Annotated in this window: 15 protein-coding genes; 6 read left to right on the forward strand and 9 right to left on the reverse strand. The window is 41.4% G+C overall.

Translation table 11 applies throughout. The features are described 5' to 3' along the window. Positions 1–65: 65 nt before the first annotated feature. Positions 66–920 (reverse strand): DUF975 domain-containing protein, encoded by an 855-nt coding sequence (locus tag BV372_RS02165; protein WP_086682567.1) that lies wholly within the window; start codon positions 918–920, stop codon positions 66–68. A 79-nt stretch (positions 921–999) separates the two neighbouring features. Between BV372_RS02165 and BV372_RS02170 the strand changes: the two genes are divergently transcribed. Beyond that, on the forward strand, positions 1,000–1,968 hold the full coding sequence (locus tag BV372_RS02170) for a stage II sporulation protein M (RefSeq protein ID WP_086682569.1): 969 nt from the start codon (positions 1,000–1,002) through the stop codon (positions 1,966–1,968). 91 nt (positions 1,969–2,059) lie between these two features. On the opposite strand, the gene BV372_RS02175 is transcribed toward BV372_RS02170, so the two are convergent. The 6 genes from BV372_RS02175 to BV372_RS02200 all read right to left on the reverse strand — a co-directional run bounded on the left by BV372_RS02175 (position 2,060) and on the right by BV372_RS02200 (position 7,344). After that, positions 2,060–3,382 carry a DUF58 domain-containing protein gene (locus BV372_RS02175; protein ID WP_086682571.1) on the reverse strand — a complete coding sequence of 441 codons (1,323 nt, stop codon included), beginning with the start codon at positions 3,380–3,382 and terminating at the stop codon, positions 2,060–2,062. A gap of 29 nt (positions 3,383–3,411) precedes the next feature. Beyond that, positions 3,412–3,957 carry a type II CAAX prenyl endopeptidase Rce1 family protein gene (locus BV372_RS02180; RefSeq protein WP_218776668.1) on the reverse strand — a complete coding sequence of 182 codons (546 nt, stop codon included), beginning with the start codon at positions 3,955–3,957 and terminating at the stop codon, positions 3,412–3,414. Positions 3,958–3,997: 40 nt separating this feature from the next. Then, positions 3,998–4,948, reverse strand: coding sequence for a MoxR family ATPase (locus tag BV372_RS02185; protein ID WP_086682575.1), 951 nt, complete (start codon positions 4,946–4,948; stop codon positions 3,998–4,000). 51 nt (positions 4,949–4,999) lie between these two features. Then, on the reverse strand, positions 5,000–6,106 hold the full coding sequence (locus BV372_RS02190; protein ID WP_086682577.1) for a DUF4350 domain-containing protein: 1,107 nt from the start codon (positions 6,104–6,106) through the stop codon (positions 5,000–5,002). Between the two features lie 63 nt (positions 6,107–6,169). Continuing rightward, entirely contained in the window at positions 6,170–6,778 is a 609-nt protein-coding gene (locus tag BV372_RS02195) for a DUF4129 domain-containing protein (RefSeq protein ID WP_086682580.1), read from the reverse strand. A gap of 56 nt (positions 6,779–6,834) precedes the next feature. Continuing rightward, entirely contained in the window at positions 6,835–7,344 is a 510-nt protein-coding gene (locus tag BV372_RS02200) for a DUF2243 domain-containing protein (RefSeq protein WP_086682583.1), read from the reverse strand. Positions 7,345–7,525: 181 nt separating this feature from the next. Between BV372_RS02200 and BV372_RS02205 the strand changes: the two genes are divergently transcribed. The 4 genes from BV372_RS02205 (at position 7,526) to BV372_RS02220 (ending at position 13,574) form a co-directional block, all read left to right on the forward strand. After that, positions 7,526–8,011: an NADAR family protein gene (locus BV372_RS02205; RefSeq protein ID WP_086682587.1), complete on the forward strand. Its 486-nt coding sequence runs from the start codon at positions 7,526–7,528 to the stop codon at positions 8,009–8,011. A 490-nt stretch (positions 8,012–8,501) separates the two neighbouring features. After that, positions 8,502–11,285, forward strand: a complete 2,784-nt coding sequence (locus BV372_RS02210; protein ID WP_086682590.1) for a GAF domain-containing protein — start codon at positions 8,502–8,504, stop codon at positions 11,283–11,285. A gap of 671 nt (positions 11,286–11,956) precedes the next feature. Further along, on the forward strand, positions 11,957–12,727 hold the full coding sequence (locus BV372_RS02215; RefSeq protein ID WP_086682593.1) for a hypothetical protein: 771 nt from the start codon (positions 11,957–11,959) through the stop codon (positions 12,725–12,727). 67 nt (positions 12,728–12,794) lie between these two features. After that, entirely contained in the window at positions 12,795–13,574 is a 780-nt protein-coding gene (locus tag BV372_RS02220) for an MBL fold metallo-hydrolase (RefSeq protein ID WP_086682597.1), read from the forward strand. A gap of 23 nt (positions 13,575–13,597) precedes the next feature. Here the strand turns inward: BV372_RS02220 and BV372_RS02225 are convergent, their stop codons facing one another. Next, on the reverse strand, positions 13,598–14,824 hold the full coding sequence (locus BV372_RS02225) for a glycosyltransferase family 4 protein (RefSeq protein WP_086682600.1): 1,227 nt from the start codon (positions 14,822–14,824) through the stop codon (positions 13,598–13,600). 525 nt (positions 14,825–15,349) lie between these two features. On the opposite strand from BV372_RS02225, the gene BV372_RS38290 reads away from it, so the two are divergent. Continuing rightward, a complete protein-coding gene (locus BV372_RS38290) occupies positions 15,350–15,478 on the forward strand; it encodes a hypothetical protein (RefSeq protein ID WP_373270736.1) in 129 nt (42 codons plus the stop codon). A gap of 29 nt (positions 15,479–15,507) precedes the next feature. Here BV372_RS38290 and BV372_RS02235 read toward each other — a convergent pair whose 3' ends face one another. Then, positions 15,508–16,263, reverse strand: a complete 756-nt coding sequence (locus BV372_RS02235) for an amino acid ABC transporter ATP-binding protein (RefSeq protein ID WP_086682606.1) — start codon at positions 16,261–16,263, stop codon at positions 15,508–15,510. Positions 16,264–16,282: the final 19 nt, after the last annotated feature.

A 16,282-nucleotide genomic window follows, 5' to 3' on the forward strand; every position in this document is an offset into this window, starting at 1 on the left:
AAGTACAAGAAGACAAGGGAAAGAGAACAATGACAAATGACCCTTGACTTCAGCAGTACTAGCATTTAAATTTCGCGATCGCGTAACTTCAAACCTAAGCCTTCACGCCGACTCCGCAGGTCATAGTAAATAACAGCTTTGATGGTTTGCCAAAATGGAACAATAACCGCCCCACTGGCAAAACTCAAACCTAGGATTAGTAAGAATGCCAACACAGCAAAAGCACTAGATCCCTGTTGTATCAAAGGCATGAATATTAACTGAATGACAGTGGATAGAATTTGAACCAAAATTTGAAGAGGTATTGTGATCAAAAAGGCCACAAACCCGATCAATAAAATCCGCCACACGTAACCTTGAGTTAACTCCCAGCTACGACCGATGGTTGAGGTAGCATCAACGTTATCCTCAATTGCAAGGGGTACATCCACCAAATAAAAACGTGTCAACAGCCATAAAACTGCTACAAATGCCGCCACACCTAAAATAAAAGCGATTAAACTGACCAACACAACAGCAGCAGGACTTGCTTGTTGACCTATCCCACCCACCACTACAGCGGCTAAAACCCCAACTAAAACAAATACAAACCCGACACCAAACACAACTCCCATACCTACAATCAACATTAACAGCATCGTCAGTAAAAACTGCCATAATCGGGAATTGACATAACGTTCACCAGCAGCGATGCTTTCGGGCTGATCGACCAAATCTCCAAAAGCCAAGCGAGAAATCAGTGCTGTCAGGGCATAAAACTTTGCCCACCCATAAACTGGAACTAGTATCCAAAGATAAGCCCTCAGAGCCAGTAAATAGTATTCCTTGAGGTGAGAACGATACAATCGTATTCCTGCACTCACGACATTTCCAACACTAAGGGGTTGCATGGGGCTGGGAGAACCAAAATCACCAGACATGATGTTAAATTTTCCTCGCAAGTACGGAGATGAATTGAGGCTATCTTAAAGTACACTCAACCCAATCCTTCTAAAATTTATGAATATTCAACGTTGGATTGCACGACGGGAAATAAATTGGCAGCGTTTGGATACCCTGTTACGGCAGTTAGAAAAAAAAGGATTAAAGTCGCTGCGGGCAGTGGAAATTCGGGAATTAGCGAGTTTATATCGTTCCGTGGCGGCAGATCTGGCACGTGCCCGTACTCAAAAAGTCGGCAATACTTTGATACACAGTTTACAATCTTTAACAACTCGTGCCTATACGCAGATTTATCAAGGTTCGCGCCGTCAAGAATGGCAAGCTGTGGTGGAATTCTACAGATGGGGGTTACCAGCTTTAGTACGGCAAACATTCGCATACATCGCTGCTGCTACGTCCTTATTTTTGTTGGGGGCATTAGTGGCTTGGTGGTACGCCTGGCAAGATCCAACTTTTATGTCGCTGATCGTACCCGAAAGCTTGATTTCCCGAGTGCGAGATGATCATAAATTGTGGATGGGGTCAATTGTCGGCATTGAACCCCTAGCATCTAGCAGTATTATGATTAATAATTTGTCGGTTTCCTTTGGGGCTGTTGCTGGTGGGATGACAGCTGGAGCATACACAACATATTTAATGTTATTTAATGGTTTATTGATTGGTGCTATTGGCACGTTGGTAGGTCAAAATCATCTTGCCTATCCGTTTTGGGCGTTTGTGTTTCCGCATGGTTCCTTAGAATTACCTGCTATCTTTTTTGCTGGTGGTGCAGGATTATTATTAGCAAAAGCAATATTATTTCCTGGTGAATACCGTCGTCGTGACGCACTCAAATTCTACGGTTCCCAGGCGGTGCAGTTAGTATTTGGCATTGTGCCAATGTTGATAATTGCTGGCACTATTGAAGGCTTTTTCTCTCCTAATCCCAGCATTCCAGACCCTTTAAAGTATCTTGCAGGGATGGGTTGCTTTGGGCTTTTGGTGATGTACTGTAGTCGCAAACGTCATTCAGGAATGCAGAGTTAATTATTATCTGTACTTATACACATTCTCTTCTTTGACGTTCTACCCTACAAGAAGCCGCTAGCCTGCGGCAACCTGACACGAACGTGTCTATTTATAATTGATTCCGTGCTTTGAGTTGCAAATATCGTTCAACCAACTGATCTGTAATTTGATTAGCTGGTGCATCAAGTACCAACACACCTTTTTGTTTTAATTGGGCAAATGCAACTTGTCGCTGTGCTAATAAATCTAAAGCTACTGCCCGAATATAAGCATCTGTGACATTTTCAGTCAAGCTATGTGCCCGACGATCGACTTGTGGATCTCGGAGTGTGACGCAAAATGGCAGATAACGGGGCGCTAGCCGAGAAAGGGCGGCGAGGAGTTCGGTAGAGGCGGTGACATCAACTATGTCGGTAATTAATACTACTAGTGCCCGGCGACTTTGCTGCTGGACAAAATTGGTTACTGCTCCTAAATAATCAGATTCCAGCAATACTGGTTGAACGGGAGTCAGCCGATCAATTAACTGCGTAAGATGATTTTGACCGCGTTCGGGAGGAATCCATGTATGCATTTGACGGTCAAATACACCCACTCCGACGCGATCGCCTCGATGTAATCCCGCTAAAGCTAAGGACAAAGTTGCATTTAAGCCCCAGTCAAATCGCTGCAATCCCTGCACTTTTGCTGTCATTAACCTTCCGCGATCGAGCAAAATCACCAAAGTTTGCTCTTGTTCTGGTTCTAAAACCCTTACCAATGGTGGTGTATTGCCATAGGCCCCGACTCGACGGGCAGTAGCTTTCCAATCAATCAAGCGTAAATCATCACCAGTGCGATAGTTACGCAGTTCGGCAAACTCTGTACCAATACCCATGCGGCGTTGGCGGATCGATCCAGAAGATTGTAGTGCTAGACGAATTGAAAGCGATCGCAACCCCACTAAATCTGGATAAACTTTCACCCGCAGATTTTGGGGAATCTGCCAATCATCCCAAGCTAATCCCCAAAATCCCAATTGTCGTACCTGAATGTTTCCCCAAGAAAATTCTCCCCGCTGTGTTGGGTTGACGGTATATGTCAATTCCTGGGTGCTGTTCATCGCTACATTAGCTTTTAGTTCCGGTGCAGAAACACCAAAGCCTGTGGGGTAGTAGTCACGGATTTGGATGGCAGCATTAACATTCTCCGATGTTACCTTTAGCACGATGGTATTATCTCGACCAATAGACAATCGCGATGGAATTTCGCGACTAATTTGCACGCGATCGCGCCTCACCCGCAAACCATCCACAATCATCAATCCTAGGACGAGGGCATCAAATAACAGTGCGATCGCAATGCTTGCCGGAATACCGAAAAACATGGCTAAGATAGGGGCGATCGCAATTCCGATAACTAATAACAAATAAACTCTGCTTGCTGGAACCATTTTTGATATCTACAAATTTAATAAATTAATCAAGTATTCAGTTTTTCATAGCCACCAAAAAATACTAACCAGACTACTACAATCACCCAATGCATCACAACAGATGGCCACAAAGACCCACTTTGTAAATAAGCAATAGTACAAATAATTCCTAAAAGTGCTGCCTGTAATAAAAAAACTGGATTCATAAATGTTGGTAATCCAGCTGGATATGCTGTTAAAGCATTTAGAGGATGGTAAACAATGAAAATTGCCAAACTTATACATCCCCAAAGCCAGTTTTTAGTTCTTGAAACATCCTCTGTAATATGAGGCAACAGTAAAACTCGAAAAAATATCTCCTCGGTGATTGCAGGTGTAAACAAGCAAATTAATAAAATTTTGAGGATTTTTTCTAATGTTAATTGGGTCAAACTAAATTTCAAAAATCCAAAATATAAACCAAGTGGTAAAGAAATTAATGTATAAAATCCTAACAGGATTACTACTGAATTCATCCAAAAATAGGAAGCAGGAATCGTTGATATTGCTTTCTTCAGACGATGAATTATCTTTAAATTAACTAAACTATTCAATTGGTTTCGCATTCTGTATTTACTGACTCATCCTCATCTCTCATCGAGGAACTGGAACTTGATTAATTACCGACGCAATTACAGCATCAATTTGTAAACCATCCAGCATTGCTTCTGGCTTGAGAATCAAACGATGACGCAACAATGGTGATGCAACGGCTTTAACATCATCTGGCGTCACAAAATTCCTTCCTTCTAACCATGCAGCGGCTTGAGATGTCTGCAACCAAGCACCAGCTGCGCGTGGCGATGCACCCAAAGCTAATTCGGGATGTTGGCGTGATGTTTTTACCAATGCTAGAAGATAATCAATAATCGCCTCAGATACCTTAACTTCTTTGACTGCTTGCCGCGCCTGTAAAATTTCGTTGACTGTTGCTATGGGTTTGAGACGATTAATATCTCCACGTCGCGCCGCAAACCCAGCCTGACGATTGAGTAACATTTGCTTTTCCGCAGCTTGTTCGGGATAACCTACGGCTAATTTGAATAAAAACCGATCTAGTTGCGCCTCTGGTAAGGGATAAGTACCCTCAAATTCTAGAGGATTTTGTGTTGCAATTACCCAAAATAATTCTGGTAAAGGTAAACTTTCACCATCTAGAGTTACCTGCATTTCTTCCATTGCTTCTAACAGCGCCGCTTGTGTTTTAGGGGGAGTGCGGTTAATTTCATCTGCTAGTAGTACTTCAGTAAAAACTGGACCTTTTTTTAGAGTAAAACTGCGACTATTCAAATCAAAAATATTTGTACCAGTAATATCTGATGGCAGCACATCTGGCGTTAATTGAATCCGGCGAAACTCTGCTTGAATTAACTGTGCCAACACTTTGACTAAAAGTGTTTTACCAGTTCCCGGTACTCCTTCTAAAATTATGTGTCCACCTGCTAGCAGTGCCACTAGTAGCTGTTGTACAAGGCTAGATTGTCCTACAATTATTTGGTTAAGCCCTTTTCCCAGGTGAATTAAACTAGAATGAATTTCGCTCATATTAGGTTATTAAATACTTATGCAAAGATGCAATTAGCGTTATCAAAAATTTCAAAAACTTAATTTAGAATTTTTAATTTCTTTTAAGGTTCGCCATTGCCCCAACCAGCTTAACAGTTCTCGTTCACTCATGGGGCGTTTTTGCGATTGTCGCTTTAATACTGTAGCTAGTTCTATTGAACTAGTACCTGTTTTTTCAACCCAGATATCAATCAAGGCTTGGGGTTCTAGTAAGATTTCCCCTAATCCTAAAGCCTTTTGTAGTTGTAGCTGTTCTTCTTTGCCCACCATTTCCACAACAAAATCGGTGGATTCAGCTTTTTGTAAGACTCCTGCTAAAGCTTGGATATATGCTTCGCTATTATCTAAAATAGGTGTTTCTAAGGCTACTGGTTTACCAAAGCGGCGATTTTGCGCCCAAATTAGAACTAGCAACAAAATACCTGCCTGCAATAAAGCCACAATTAAGGGTTGATGAGCAAAATAACTAAATAAGTCGGCTTTACCTTCTTTTTTGCGCACATCAGCATCTTTATAGCCATGAATGTATTCATCAACAAAGATGGCGTTATTTTGTTTGCTGACCAAATCTGCAAGAAATTTAAAATTACTTAAATAATCTTGATAGGCATTGGCTGCTAAATAGGGAGTTGTCGAAAAAATAACTTTTCCTTTGCCATACTTTTGTTGCCAAACCACAGCACCGAAGCGATCGCCTAAATAAACTTCTTTTTGCTCGGCTTTCTGTTGCCGTCTGCGTGTAGCAATCTTCACATCGCCAAAGGGCGATTTTTGCATAGTGTTAAAGTCTGCTGCTGTTGTTTGGTAACGCACACCCAAAATTACTAAGGTATTACCTTTTTCTATCCATCCGCGTTTTTCCGAATTTATAATTGGTGGATTGAGATTGCTGTTTACCTGTAGCAAGGTAACTGGGCTTTTCTGTGCTTTGATATTATCCCAAGGCTTTTGCCAGCGCTTGATTGAAGTTCCTTGCTCTTGCATAAAAGCATACCAAGCACCATAGCCATCCGCAGCACGGTTATAGGTGGAACCATTACTGATTGTGGTGTTTCTGGGAGCCGCTATCAAGCTTACTAAAATGATGACCGCCAGAGCGATCGCTCCCAGCCAAGCCAAGCGGTTTGAACGCTTCATATTGTATACGAGTTAATGCTGAACTTATTGTCATTTGTCATTAGTAATTTATTCCTCATCTCCCTAATCCCCAGCAATTTCTCGATACGCCTGCTGGCAATGCTCATAATTTTCGGGCAAAATTTCAGCATCGCCAAAACACAATTGTTCGTGAGTAGTAATTAAAGTTTCATAGGGCTGGATGGGCGTTACAGACGATCGCAGAAATTGTAAATATTCGCCATCAGTGCGGCTAGGTTGGTGGCGAACAACGCTAGTATCATGCAAGTGCTGCAATATTGCTTGATATAAACAACGGCAAGCTTCTCGGTAATTACCCTGACGGTAAAATTCTTGCGATCGCGCCAACCACAAACTAACGGATAACTCACTGGTCATGGTTGTTTTGCCAGTTGCAGTATGATTGCCTCTTCTATTCATCCAAGAATACAAATAAGGACTGAATTCTCGCCACAATAGCCAAACCAACCAAACTACGAATACACCTAGTACAAGCCAAAACAGCAGCTTCAGCAATTCACCTAGCCAAGGACTTATTGACCAACCAGGAGGTAATCCTGGTAATGCTGATTCTAAGCGGGAAAACTGATATTCTATCCATTCTCCCACTTGTTGTTGTAACTGAGAAAGCTGCCAATCCCAGCTGGTTTTTTCAAAGGTGTCTGTGGACATAGAGGATGATCAAGGAGATGGGAAGGGAAGGGAGACAAGGAATAAATAACTAATGACTATTGACCATTGATTTTTGACTCTTGACTATTTTGTAATTTGCTACTTTTTATCATGAGCCAACCAATGACAACAAGTAGTGCACCAAAGATGAGAAATCCCAAATCCCAAGCTAACTGATTTGGTCCTGGTTTCACATGGTGGATACCAAGAATTTGGTGATCGATCAGCCCTTCAACTACGTTGAACAATCCAAAACCGAGGAGTATAGACCCGATAAAAGTTTGTGATGACCAAGGAACATCATCACGCCCGCCAGCCCGCCATAACAGGGCTATTCCCACCACAGTCATCACCCAATCTAAAGCATGAAATAACCCATCCCATACCATGTTCAAATCTATATTTGAGGTGCTGTTTAGGGGTCGAACATTACTTAACATATGATGCCATTGGAGAATTTGATGCAGCACAATACCATCGATAAACCCTCCTAGACCTAAACCAAGGAAAATCCCAGCAGTAATTAGCGGCGTAGATCGGTTAATGCTCTCACTTTTGGCCTCCATACTCAACCTCATAGACAGGCATTTTTACCACCATAGAATTTTTTGGCGAGCAATATCTTCTGTCTTGAGGCAAATGCTAGCGTTCTGTTTAAAGTGGACAATTTGCTGTTAGGGAGTCCTTGAAGACGCTAATCACCATATACAGGCATGATATAAGTTGATATTCAAGAGCAATTTTCAAATGACTATTTACTTTTATAAGGTTTGGCAGCCTTATGGCTGTTTTTCTAATTTTTCTCCTCACGGAATTCAAATCCAAGGTATTTACTGGCCAACGGTTGAGCATTATTACCAAGCACAAAAGTTTGTTGGCAGCATAGATGCGGTAATTATACCCGTGATCCATAACGCCCAAACGCCAGAAGAAGCTGCTGCTTTAGGCCGCTGTAGTACTCGCCAAATCCGTGCAGACTGGGAACTTGTCAAAACTCAGGTAATGCGAGAAGCTGTACTCAAAAAGTTTCTCACTCATGCTGAGATTCGAGATATTCTCCTATCTACAGGCAATGAAATTTTAGTGGAAAACTCCCCAAAAGATTATTTCTGGGGCTGTGGTGCAAATAAAACTGGTCAAAACCATCTTGGTAAAGTTCTAATGAGTGTACGTGAAGAAATCTGCAAGTTATTATCTGTGACAGCAATTGCCGAAAAATACTTGCAGCATTAATTACATTGTACGCTTGGTATTTCACAGCCTGAGGGGAATTTAGTTATTCCCCTGATTAAATAGGCTTTCACTCTGTAGCGTTCGTGAGATTTAATTATTCCTTTGCAAATGAAATTTCAGGTTTAATGTAAAGCTTTATACTAACCATAGAAAAAAACGTGAAATTTTTTAATTTGCATAATATTACCGTATACATATTAAGATTTAAGGTTATAAAATTAATTGTTTAATAATTAACTTTTTCTTAAGCATTTAGCTTTGAAACTTCAAGATTTTCCGTAGGAAATTCAGGTAAGCATGAGTTCGATAGACCTTTTCCATGCAGTCTTCTCTTTCTTTGAATAGAGAAGAGTAAAGCCAACTAAGGGTTTTAAATATCTCCCTGACAAGAAGATATTTCTGGAAACAGGTTAAATCAAATTCAGCGAACAACTTTATTTAAGGAAAAGTTGAAGATTATTTTTATACATTACTTTAGTTTATATAACTAATGGCATTTACCGAGCAACCAAGTGGGTTGCAGCAAACCTTTGATCCAGAGGGTTTACTGCACAGAATGACCAACCAGATTAGGCGATCGCTTGAACTCCCAGAAATATTAACAGCTACTGTTGCTGAGGTTCGTTCATTTTTGGGTACAGACCGAGTGATGGTCTATCGGTTTGATAGTGATGATAGCGGTGAAGTTATTGCCGAGTCTATTTACGAGCAGAGGTTGCCATCTCTATTAGGGTTGCACTTTCCGGCAAATGATATCCCCCAGCAGTCAAGAGAGATGTTTATCGCAGCCCGACAAAGGGCAATTGTGGATGTAGCTAATGGCAAAATTGGGTTATCGCCACTCTGCTCACCACAAACCAACGAACCCCTAGAAACAGAGAATATCCACTATCGACAAGTAGACCCATGTCATATTCAATACTTAACGGCATTGGGCGTACAGTCTTCGCTGGTAGTGCCAATTTTACATCGCGACCTGAAAGAGAAATCAGCGAAGCCAGAACTTTGGGGATTGTTGGTATCACACCACAGCCAAGCACGAAGTATTTTGCCCTGGGAACTGAAATTATTACAACAAATTACCGATCAGGTAGAAATTGCGCTCGCGCAAAGCAATCTCCTCTCGGAAGCCCGTTCCCAGCGACAACAACAAGCCCTAATTAACCAAATTGCCATTCTGTTGAACCAACTGCCGACAATCCAATTCCAAACAGCCTTAGAATCTACTATTACGGCTTTTGGTGGTACAGGTGGCAGACTTTACATTGAGCAGAGTAGAGAACTCTATACCTGTGGCGAACAACCACAATTACCTCACGATTCAAAAAACATTGTCATTGAACAGCATCCCGTATGGCAAAACTGGATAGCTGAGTGCAAACAAGGTCAGGTTTTAGCAATTCCAGACCTTTACAAAGAAACGCATTTGCGAGTTTTAGCGGTGGGGTTTCAACCTACTAAGATTCGGGGAATCTTGGTAATTCCGCTATATTACCGCAATAGTTTTCTCGGTGTTCTCAGCATTTTTCGTCCAGAGTTTGATACCGAAATCTTGTGGGCTGGACGCTGCGATCAAAACCAGCGACAAAGACAACCCCAGCTTTCCTTTGATGTTTGGCGAGAACAGAAAAAAGGCCAAGCACCTGAATGGAAACTTGAAGATATTGTTCTAGGACAAGCCTTGGGCTATCACTTCTCAATGGCAATTCAGCAGCAGCAAATGTACCAACAGGTGCAGCTACTGAATACTAACCTAGAACAGCGGGTGCAGGAGCAAACTGGTGAACTAGAAAAATCATTACTGTTTACCAAAGTGATCAAGCAAATCACTGAGCAAATACGCAGTTCATTAGACTTAAAAATTACCCTGCAAACTATTGTGCAGGAAGTCCGCCCCCTGCTAAATTCTGACCGAGTGTTAATTTACCAGTTATCAGGTGAATCTGATGGTCATGTAATCGTAGAAGAAATCAATGGCAGCTATCCATCAGTTTTGGGAATCAAAGCACCGCCAGAATGTTTTCCTGATGAGTATGCTAGTCTTTACGTTCAGGGAAGAGTGCGGGCAATTAACGATGTGTCCACAGCTACTTTAAGTGATTGTCATCGCGAGTTTTTGCTGAATCTGCAAGTGCAAGCTAACTTAATTATTCCCATCAACATGGGTACGCAACTATGGGGATTACTAATTGCTCATCAATGCGATCGTCCGCGAAATTGGCAAGATGCAGAAATTGAGTTAATGCTACAGTTAGCAGATCAGGCAGCGATCGCTATTCAGCAAGCACAACTCTATGAACAAAGCCATACTGCGGAAAATCAGGCCAAGGCTAAAGCTCAACAGTTAGAGCGAACTTTATATGAACTGCGACAAACACAAACACAATTGATTCAAAACGAAAAAATGTCTAGTTTGGGACAGTTAGTTGCAGGTGTAGCACATGAAATTAACAATCCCGTTAACTTTATCTACGGTAATCTGTCTTACGCCAATGACTACACCGAACAACTACTAAAACTTTTACGCCTCTACCAGTCGCACTATTCCCAACCCGATAGCGAAATTCGCTCGTTAGAAAAAGCGATTGATGTGGAGTTTGTGGCAGAAGACTTACCAAAAATTATCTCTTCTATGCAAGTTGGAGCCGATCGCATCTGCTCAATAGTCCAATCTTTACGCAATTTTTCTCGCTTGGATGAGGCGGAACATAAACCTGTTGATCTACATGAAGGCATTGACAACACTTTACTAATTTTGCAACATCGCCTGAAATCCACTGTCAATTTCCCCGGTGTGAAGGTAGTCAAAGACTATGGTGACTTACCGTTAGTCAGATGTTATGCCGGACAAATGAATCAAGTATTCATGAATATTCTTAGCAATGCTCTTGATGCTTTGCAAATGCACGCAGACAATAATCAATCCTTTATCCCTTCAATATGTATTTCAACTAGAGTCTCAGCAGATAATTCCTTTGTGCTGATTCGGATTGCCGACAATGGGCCGGGAATGACAGAAGACGTAAAAAGGCGGATTTTTGACCCGTTTTTCACAACTAAGCCTGTGGGCAAGGGTACAGGACTGGGGCTAGCTATCAGCTACCAGATTATTGTTGAAAAACATGGTGGAATCATTGACTGTGTGTCAGAAGTTGGTAAGGGTACAGAGTTCTGGATGGAGATAGCCCTTAATCCACAATGCAAAGTCAATAGTCAATATATCAATTCTTTACTCCCATCCTCTGAAAGATGGCAGGTTAAAACTAATTTTTAAAACTTAAGCAATAAATGAGCAATAGCTCAGTGAGATAAAAATTTGCATGAGATTATTTGAGCGATTTGTAAAAAATCACTTCATATTTCGACAATATTTATCAATAGCAAAAGTAAAGTTTGTTAGCAAAAAAGACTCTAACAATTCTCAGGTGCTAATCTAGTAATTGAAGCTAATAAGCTTCCCTGGCAGATATAACAGCTGCATTTGAAATTAAGTTAGAGGTATACGCTGTTTGATTTTACGTCTGTCTCGCCAACAAACAGCAACACCCAACGCGAAAACTGATATTTCCTCAAATACTAAACATCAGGGGGCGCTGTAACTACTTTTCATTGCTTTATTACTAAAGTGATGGAATTTAGTACATCCCTGGCTAGGATAAACAATCAGAGGAAAGTGTTCAGGGAGTAGAGGTTTGGGTGTTGTTTTGTTTAATACTCACCTTCGCTGCATTCTGTGAGGTCAAGGGTCAATAGTCAGTAGTTCTTGGATTTGAGACTCTGGACTGAATGGTACGGAGATATTTTTGAATGAATTTTTCCCACGTCCCCGCGTCGGCTTATCTTAGCTCCATTCGACTTTGGACTTTAGACTTTTGACTACCTGAAGCAAAATTGGTATAAGCTTGTACGAAGTTGAATAGCAAAAGTCAGTTGAAATAGCGCCTTATGTCAATTATTGCGCTCAGAGCATGGTACATTCAAGATTATGAGCCGATTCCCGAACTGGAAAAACGTCAGCCAGACATTCGTCTGAGTAAAAAAAGCCTGCTGAGATCGGGATTAAGAGCAGACTTTTTAGAAGACAGTGATGAGGTAAAGAAATCGACTTGGTTTGGGCGCTATCTGGAAGGGGAAAATATTGAATTTTATATTGAAGGTAGTGGTGGCTATTGCGTAGCTAATATTGACTTGATTAGCCATGAAATTTATTTCACTAAGCAGGCGATTTTAGCTCAATTAGACCCAACAATTTTTTTATGCTATCAAACTGAGTATGCCGCAGCGAGTGATGCTTTGCGAGAAGGGGTACAAAAAAGTTTAGAAACTTTGAACTTGCGATCGCGCCTTCCCCTAGCATTAGTAGAATCATACCGTCCTAGCAATGGTCCTTTACGGCTTTCTGTCGGTATTCTGCGAAAAATCCGTAAGAGTTTATTGTTTATTGCAGACACCACAGCGATCACTAGCATTAATGGCAAAGAAACTACGCAATTGATTCCTAGCCCAAATGTCTGTATTGAAATGGGCTATGCCATCCAAAGTAAGCGATCGGAACAAATTTTACTAGCGCAAATGCAACGCCCAGACTTAGAAGGAGACTTTCCTTTTGATTTACCAAAGCAGCAAATTCTCCAATTCCAAGACAGTAAAGAACTGAATAAAATCCTTACAGGCGCAATTAAAGCCCAGCTAGCAAGGTTTAAGTTGTTTTTTTGAAACTCCTACTCTGTTAAGAATTAAAAAGCAATTCATAATATAAGGCAGGTGTTATCTTCACTGTGCTATGCATTTAACTTGGTTAGACAGCAATAGTTGGTTGATTGAAATTGGTGGCAAACGCATACTACTTGACCCTTGGCTAGTTGGTACATTAACCTTCAGCAATTTAGATTGGCTATTTAAAGGTACTCGACCGCAAGAACGGCCAATACCAGAGAATATTGACCTGATTCTGCTGTCTCAAGGTTTGGAAGACCATGCTCATCCACCAACACTTCAGCAGCTCGATCATCAAATTCCAGTTGTGGCTTCTTTGAGTGCAGCAAAAGTAGTGCAGAAGTTGGGTTACACCTCTATCACAGCGCTTACTCACGGTGAAACTTTCATATTCAATGATCAAGTAGAAATCAAAGCTACTCCTGGTATGTTTGCAGGCCCGAATACAGTAGAAAATGGTTATCTCCTCAAAGAGTTGGAGAGTGGTTTAACCTTGTACTACGGCCCTCACGGAACTCATGACCCCCAAATTAAGCAGGCTGCACCAGTTGATGTGGTAATTACACCCCTGATTGACTTGGCACTACCTTTAGTGGGGCCAATTATTAAAGGAACAAACAGTGCTTTAGAAGTAGCAAAGTGGTTGCAACCGCAGATAATGCTGCCCACCGCGGCGGGAGGAGATGTCATATTTGAAGGATTGATCAACAAATTTCTCCAGGCTGTGGGTAGTGTTGAAGAATTTCGTTTGTCGTTAGCAAAGAACAATCTCACCACTCAAGTAATTGAACCATTACCAAGTGATCGCATTGAACTGCAATTAAACAAGCGAGCATTAACCATCTAAGTTTTTCTCAATGCACTGGGAGGTCATTTGGCTTCCACAGTGGTCTTATTCGCCGCATCCTTGATCAGTTGAATATGTTTAGGTAGTAAATCAGCTAAGGCGTAACGCTCTAGCACAGTTTTCCGAGCATTTACGCGAATTTGCTCCATCCGCGTTGAATGGTCTAAGACTTCATCAATGCGGTCAGCAATCTTCTGCGGCGAGAAGAAATCGACTAACAAACCGTTTTCGCCATCTTGAATAATCTCGCTCACCGGTGCAGTATCAGAACCTAAGACTAAGCATCCTGTAGACATGGCCTCAATCATCGACCAAGAAAGTACAAACGGTCTGGTTAAATAGACATGTACAGATGATGCTTGAATTACTTGCAGATATTCTCCATAAGGCAAAGTCCCAGTGAAGTGAACCCGTGATAAATCGAGGGGGACTTTTTTCAGCATCAGGTCTTTGTAGGTACTACCTTCTGGTAAGGATTTGCCGTAGCAAACTCTATCTGCGCCAACAATTACTACATGGCAATTTGGTCTTCGCTCTTGTACATAAGCAATGGCTTCAATGAACTGAGGAAAACCGCGATATGGCTCCATACCCCTAGCTACATAGGTGACAATTTCATCCACACCAGAGAGGTCGAGATTAGGCAATACAAGTTTAGCTTTTGGATTAGGTTGAAAAAATTCTGTATCAACTCCATCGTGCAGCACGGAAATCTTACCTTGAAATTCTGGGGGAAACTGGGATTTTTGCCAATTCGTTGGTGATAGACCGCGATCGCAAGTATATAAATCTAGTAATATCGGTGCGTTTTTTAACCGGATACGTGCTACATCATCAATAGTTAGTGGCTCTGTGGGGTCAAAATCTGCGTCTGAGCCATGAGCATGATAAAACCATTCAAAATAACAGATTAGTGGTGTATCTGGGAATGCATCCTTAACAAATAAAGTTGGTCCCCAACCAGAATGACCGCAAATTACATCGGGTACAAAGCCTCTTGCTTTCAGTTGCTCAGTCAGCTTATATACTGCTTGACCATGCAAAACTGCACCTTCTAATGGGCGGACGTAATGATGGGTTGTAGGGTGAGGATCGCGGCTTGGTTCAAAAATAGCCTTATGGATACCAGGTAGAGTGACTTCTCGATTTTTAGTGGCGAATACAACCAGGTTGTTTGGATCTTGCGCCAGATTTAGAGCTACGTGGCGGTACTGGGCTGGAAAATTGTTATGGAGAAAAAGAACTCGCATACAGTTAAAGCTAGAAGCTGGGGGATCGGGTATGTTTTCAAACTTGTTATATCCTAAATAAAAACATGCGATCGCCTGTATTTTGTGATGGTAGCCCTGTCAAGGTGAATAAATAATCTGCTTTCATGGGCTAATTTTTGGTGATTAGACTTAGTGGATTATGGTTTTAGTTGGAAAACACACCCTAGAGATTTACCATACTCTTTGCCTAAGTTGAAAAGCTAATTCTCACAATTTAGATATGATTGCTATAGTAAAATTGCCTAATTTAATAATATTTTTGATGCCTTCATAGGGGTCATACCCATAATTTCATCTAGCTCAATTTGCTGTGTGTTTATTAATTATGTAAGAATTACTATTATTTCTGCTACAGTGTAATCTCCAAGTTAGAATATGATTGTTTATCAATTTCTAGACTAATTTTTTGCGGCGTCAACTCTAATTTAGCGCGTGAATTATCCAGGAAAGCTACAGATATATGCCCCATCGATTACTTCCCTTGAAGAACGTGACTGGAAGGTTATGACCGAACTCTTTGATAGGGAAGATAGCGATGAAATTGAAACCGATATCAACAGCAGTCTGATGTTGATGATACCTGAACCATTTTGGGGAGATGATCCTTTTGAATTCTTGCGCGAATACCTTTAAAAATTAAAGATTCAAAGCTTTGACAATTTTTAAACAGCCTTGAGGCGGCTGAGGAAAGTTCGCAGGCGATCGCTTTGGGGATGTGTCAGAACTTCATGAGCAGCACCTTGTTCTAACACAAGACCTTGATCTAAAAATATCACCCGATGTGCGACTTCCCGAGCAAATTGCATTTCATGGGTGACTACTACCATTGTCATACCCTCTGCCGCTAGTTGCTGCATGACTTGTAGAACTTCGCCAACCAGTTCCGGATCTAAAGCGCTGGTGGGTTCATCAAACAGCATAATCTGTGGATTCATACATAAACTGCGGGCGATCGCTACCCGTTGTTTCTGTCCGCCAGAAAGTTGTTCTGGATAAGCAGATGCTTTGTCAAACAGACCAACTTTTTCTAGATACAATCCTGCCAATTGGGCACTTTCTCTTGGTGTTTTTCCCAATACTTTACGCGGAGCCAGCGTCAGATTTTCCAGCACACTCAGATGAGGAAACAGATTGAATTGCTGAAAAACCATGCCTACTTGTGTTCGTAGTTGTCGCAAGTAACTATAGTTGATAACAGGTTGGGATAAGTCGATACCGTTTACTACTAAACGCCCATAATTAATACTTTCTAAGCGGTTAAAGCATCTAAGTAGAGTGCTTTTACCACAACCAGAAGAACCAATCACTGCAACCACTTCTCCTCGGTTGATTTCACCAGTGATTCCTTTAAGGACTTTCAGGGAGCCAAAGCTTTTTTCGATATTGTCAAAAATAATGGCGGGAATAGAGTTGTTCATTATCAGTATTAACTACTCT

This window comes from Nostoc sp. T09 (assembly GCF_002154695.1).
Classification (GTDB): domain Bacteria; phylum Cyanobacteriota; class Cyanobacteriia; order Cyanobacteriales; family Nostocaceae; genus Aulosira.

What these genes read in the sequence shown, in the direction of transcription:
- BV372_RS02210 (WP_086682590.1), top strand. Translation starts at nt 8,502, where the DNA reads ATGGCATTTACCGAGCAACCAAGTGGGTTGCAGCAAACCTTTGATCCA.
- BV372_RS02185 (WP_086682575.1), bottom strand. Translation starts at nt 4,948, where the DNA reads ATGAGCGAAATTCATTCTAGTTTAATTCACCTGGGAAAAGGGCTTAAC.
- BV372_RS02220 (WP_086682597.1), top strand. Translation starts at nt 12,795, where the DNA reads ATGCATTTAACTTGGTTAGACAGCAATAGTTGGTTGATTGAAATTGGT.
- BV372_RS02235 (WP_086682606.1), bottom strand. Translation starts at nt 16,263, where the DNA reads ATGAACAACTCTATTCCCGCCATTATTTTTGACAATATCGAAAAAAGC.
- BV372_RS02200 (WP_086682583.1), bottom strand. Translation starts at nt 7,344, where the DNA reads ATGGAGGCCAAAAGTGAGAGCATTAACCGATCTACGCCGCTAATTACT.
- BV372_RS02205 (WP_086682587.1), top strand. Translation starts at nt 7,526, where the DNA reads ATGACTATTTACTTTTATAAGGTTTGGCAGCCTTATGGCTGTTTTTCT.
- BV372_RS02165 (WP_086682567.1), bottom strand. Translation starts at nt 920, where the DNA reads ATGTCTGGTGATTTTGGTTCTCCCAGCCCCATGCAACCCCTTAGTGTT.
- BV372_RS02215 (WP_086682593.1), top strand. Translation starts at nt 11,957, where the DNA reads ATGTCAATTATTGCGCTCAGAGCATGGTACATTCAAGATTATGAGCCG.
- BV372_RS02225 (WP_086682600.1), bottom strand. Translation starts at nt 14,824, where the DNA reads ATGCGAGTTCTTTTTCTCCATAACAATTTTCCAGCCCAGTACCGCCAC.
- BV372_RS02190 (WP_086682577.1), bottom strand. Translation starts at nt 6,106, where the DNA reads ATGAAGCGTTCAAACCGCTTGGCTTGGCTGGGAGCGATCGCTCTGGCG.
- BV372_RS02195 (WP_086682580.1), bottom strand. Translation starts at nt 6,778, where the DNA reads ATGTCCACAGACACCTTTGAAAAAACCAGCTGGGATTGGCAGCTTTCT.
- BV372_RS02175 (WP_086682571.1), bottom strand. Translation starts at nt 3,382, where the DNA reads ATGGTTCCAGCAAGCAGAGTTTATTTGTTATTAGTTATCGGAATTGCG.
- BV372_RS38290 (WP_373270736.1), top strand. Translation starts at nt 15,350, where the DNA reads ATGACCGAACTCTTTGATAGGGAAGATAGCGATGAAATTGAAACCGAT.
- BV372_RS02170 (WP_086682569.1), top strand. Translation starts at nt 1,000, where the DNA reads ATGAATATTCAACGTTGGATTGCACGACGGGAAATAAATTGGCAGCGT.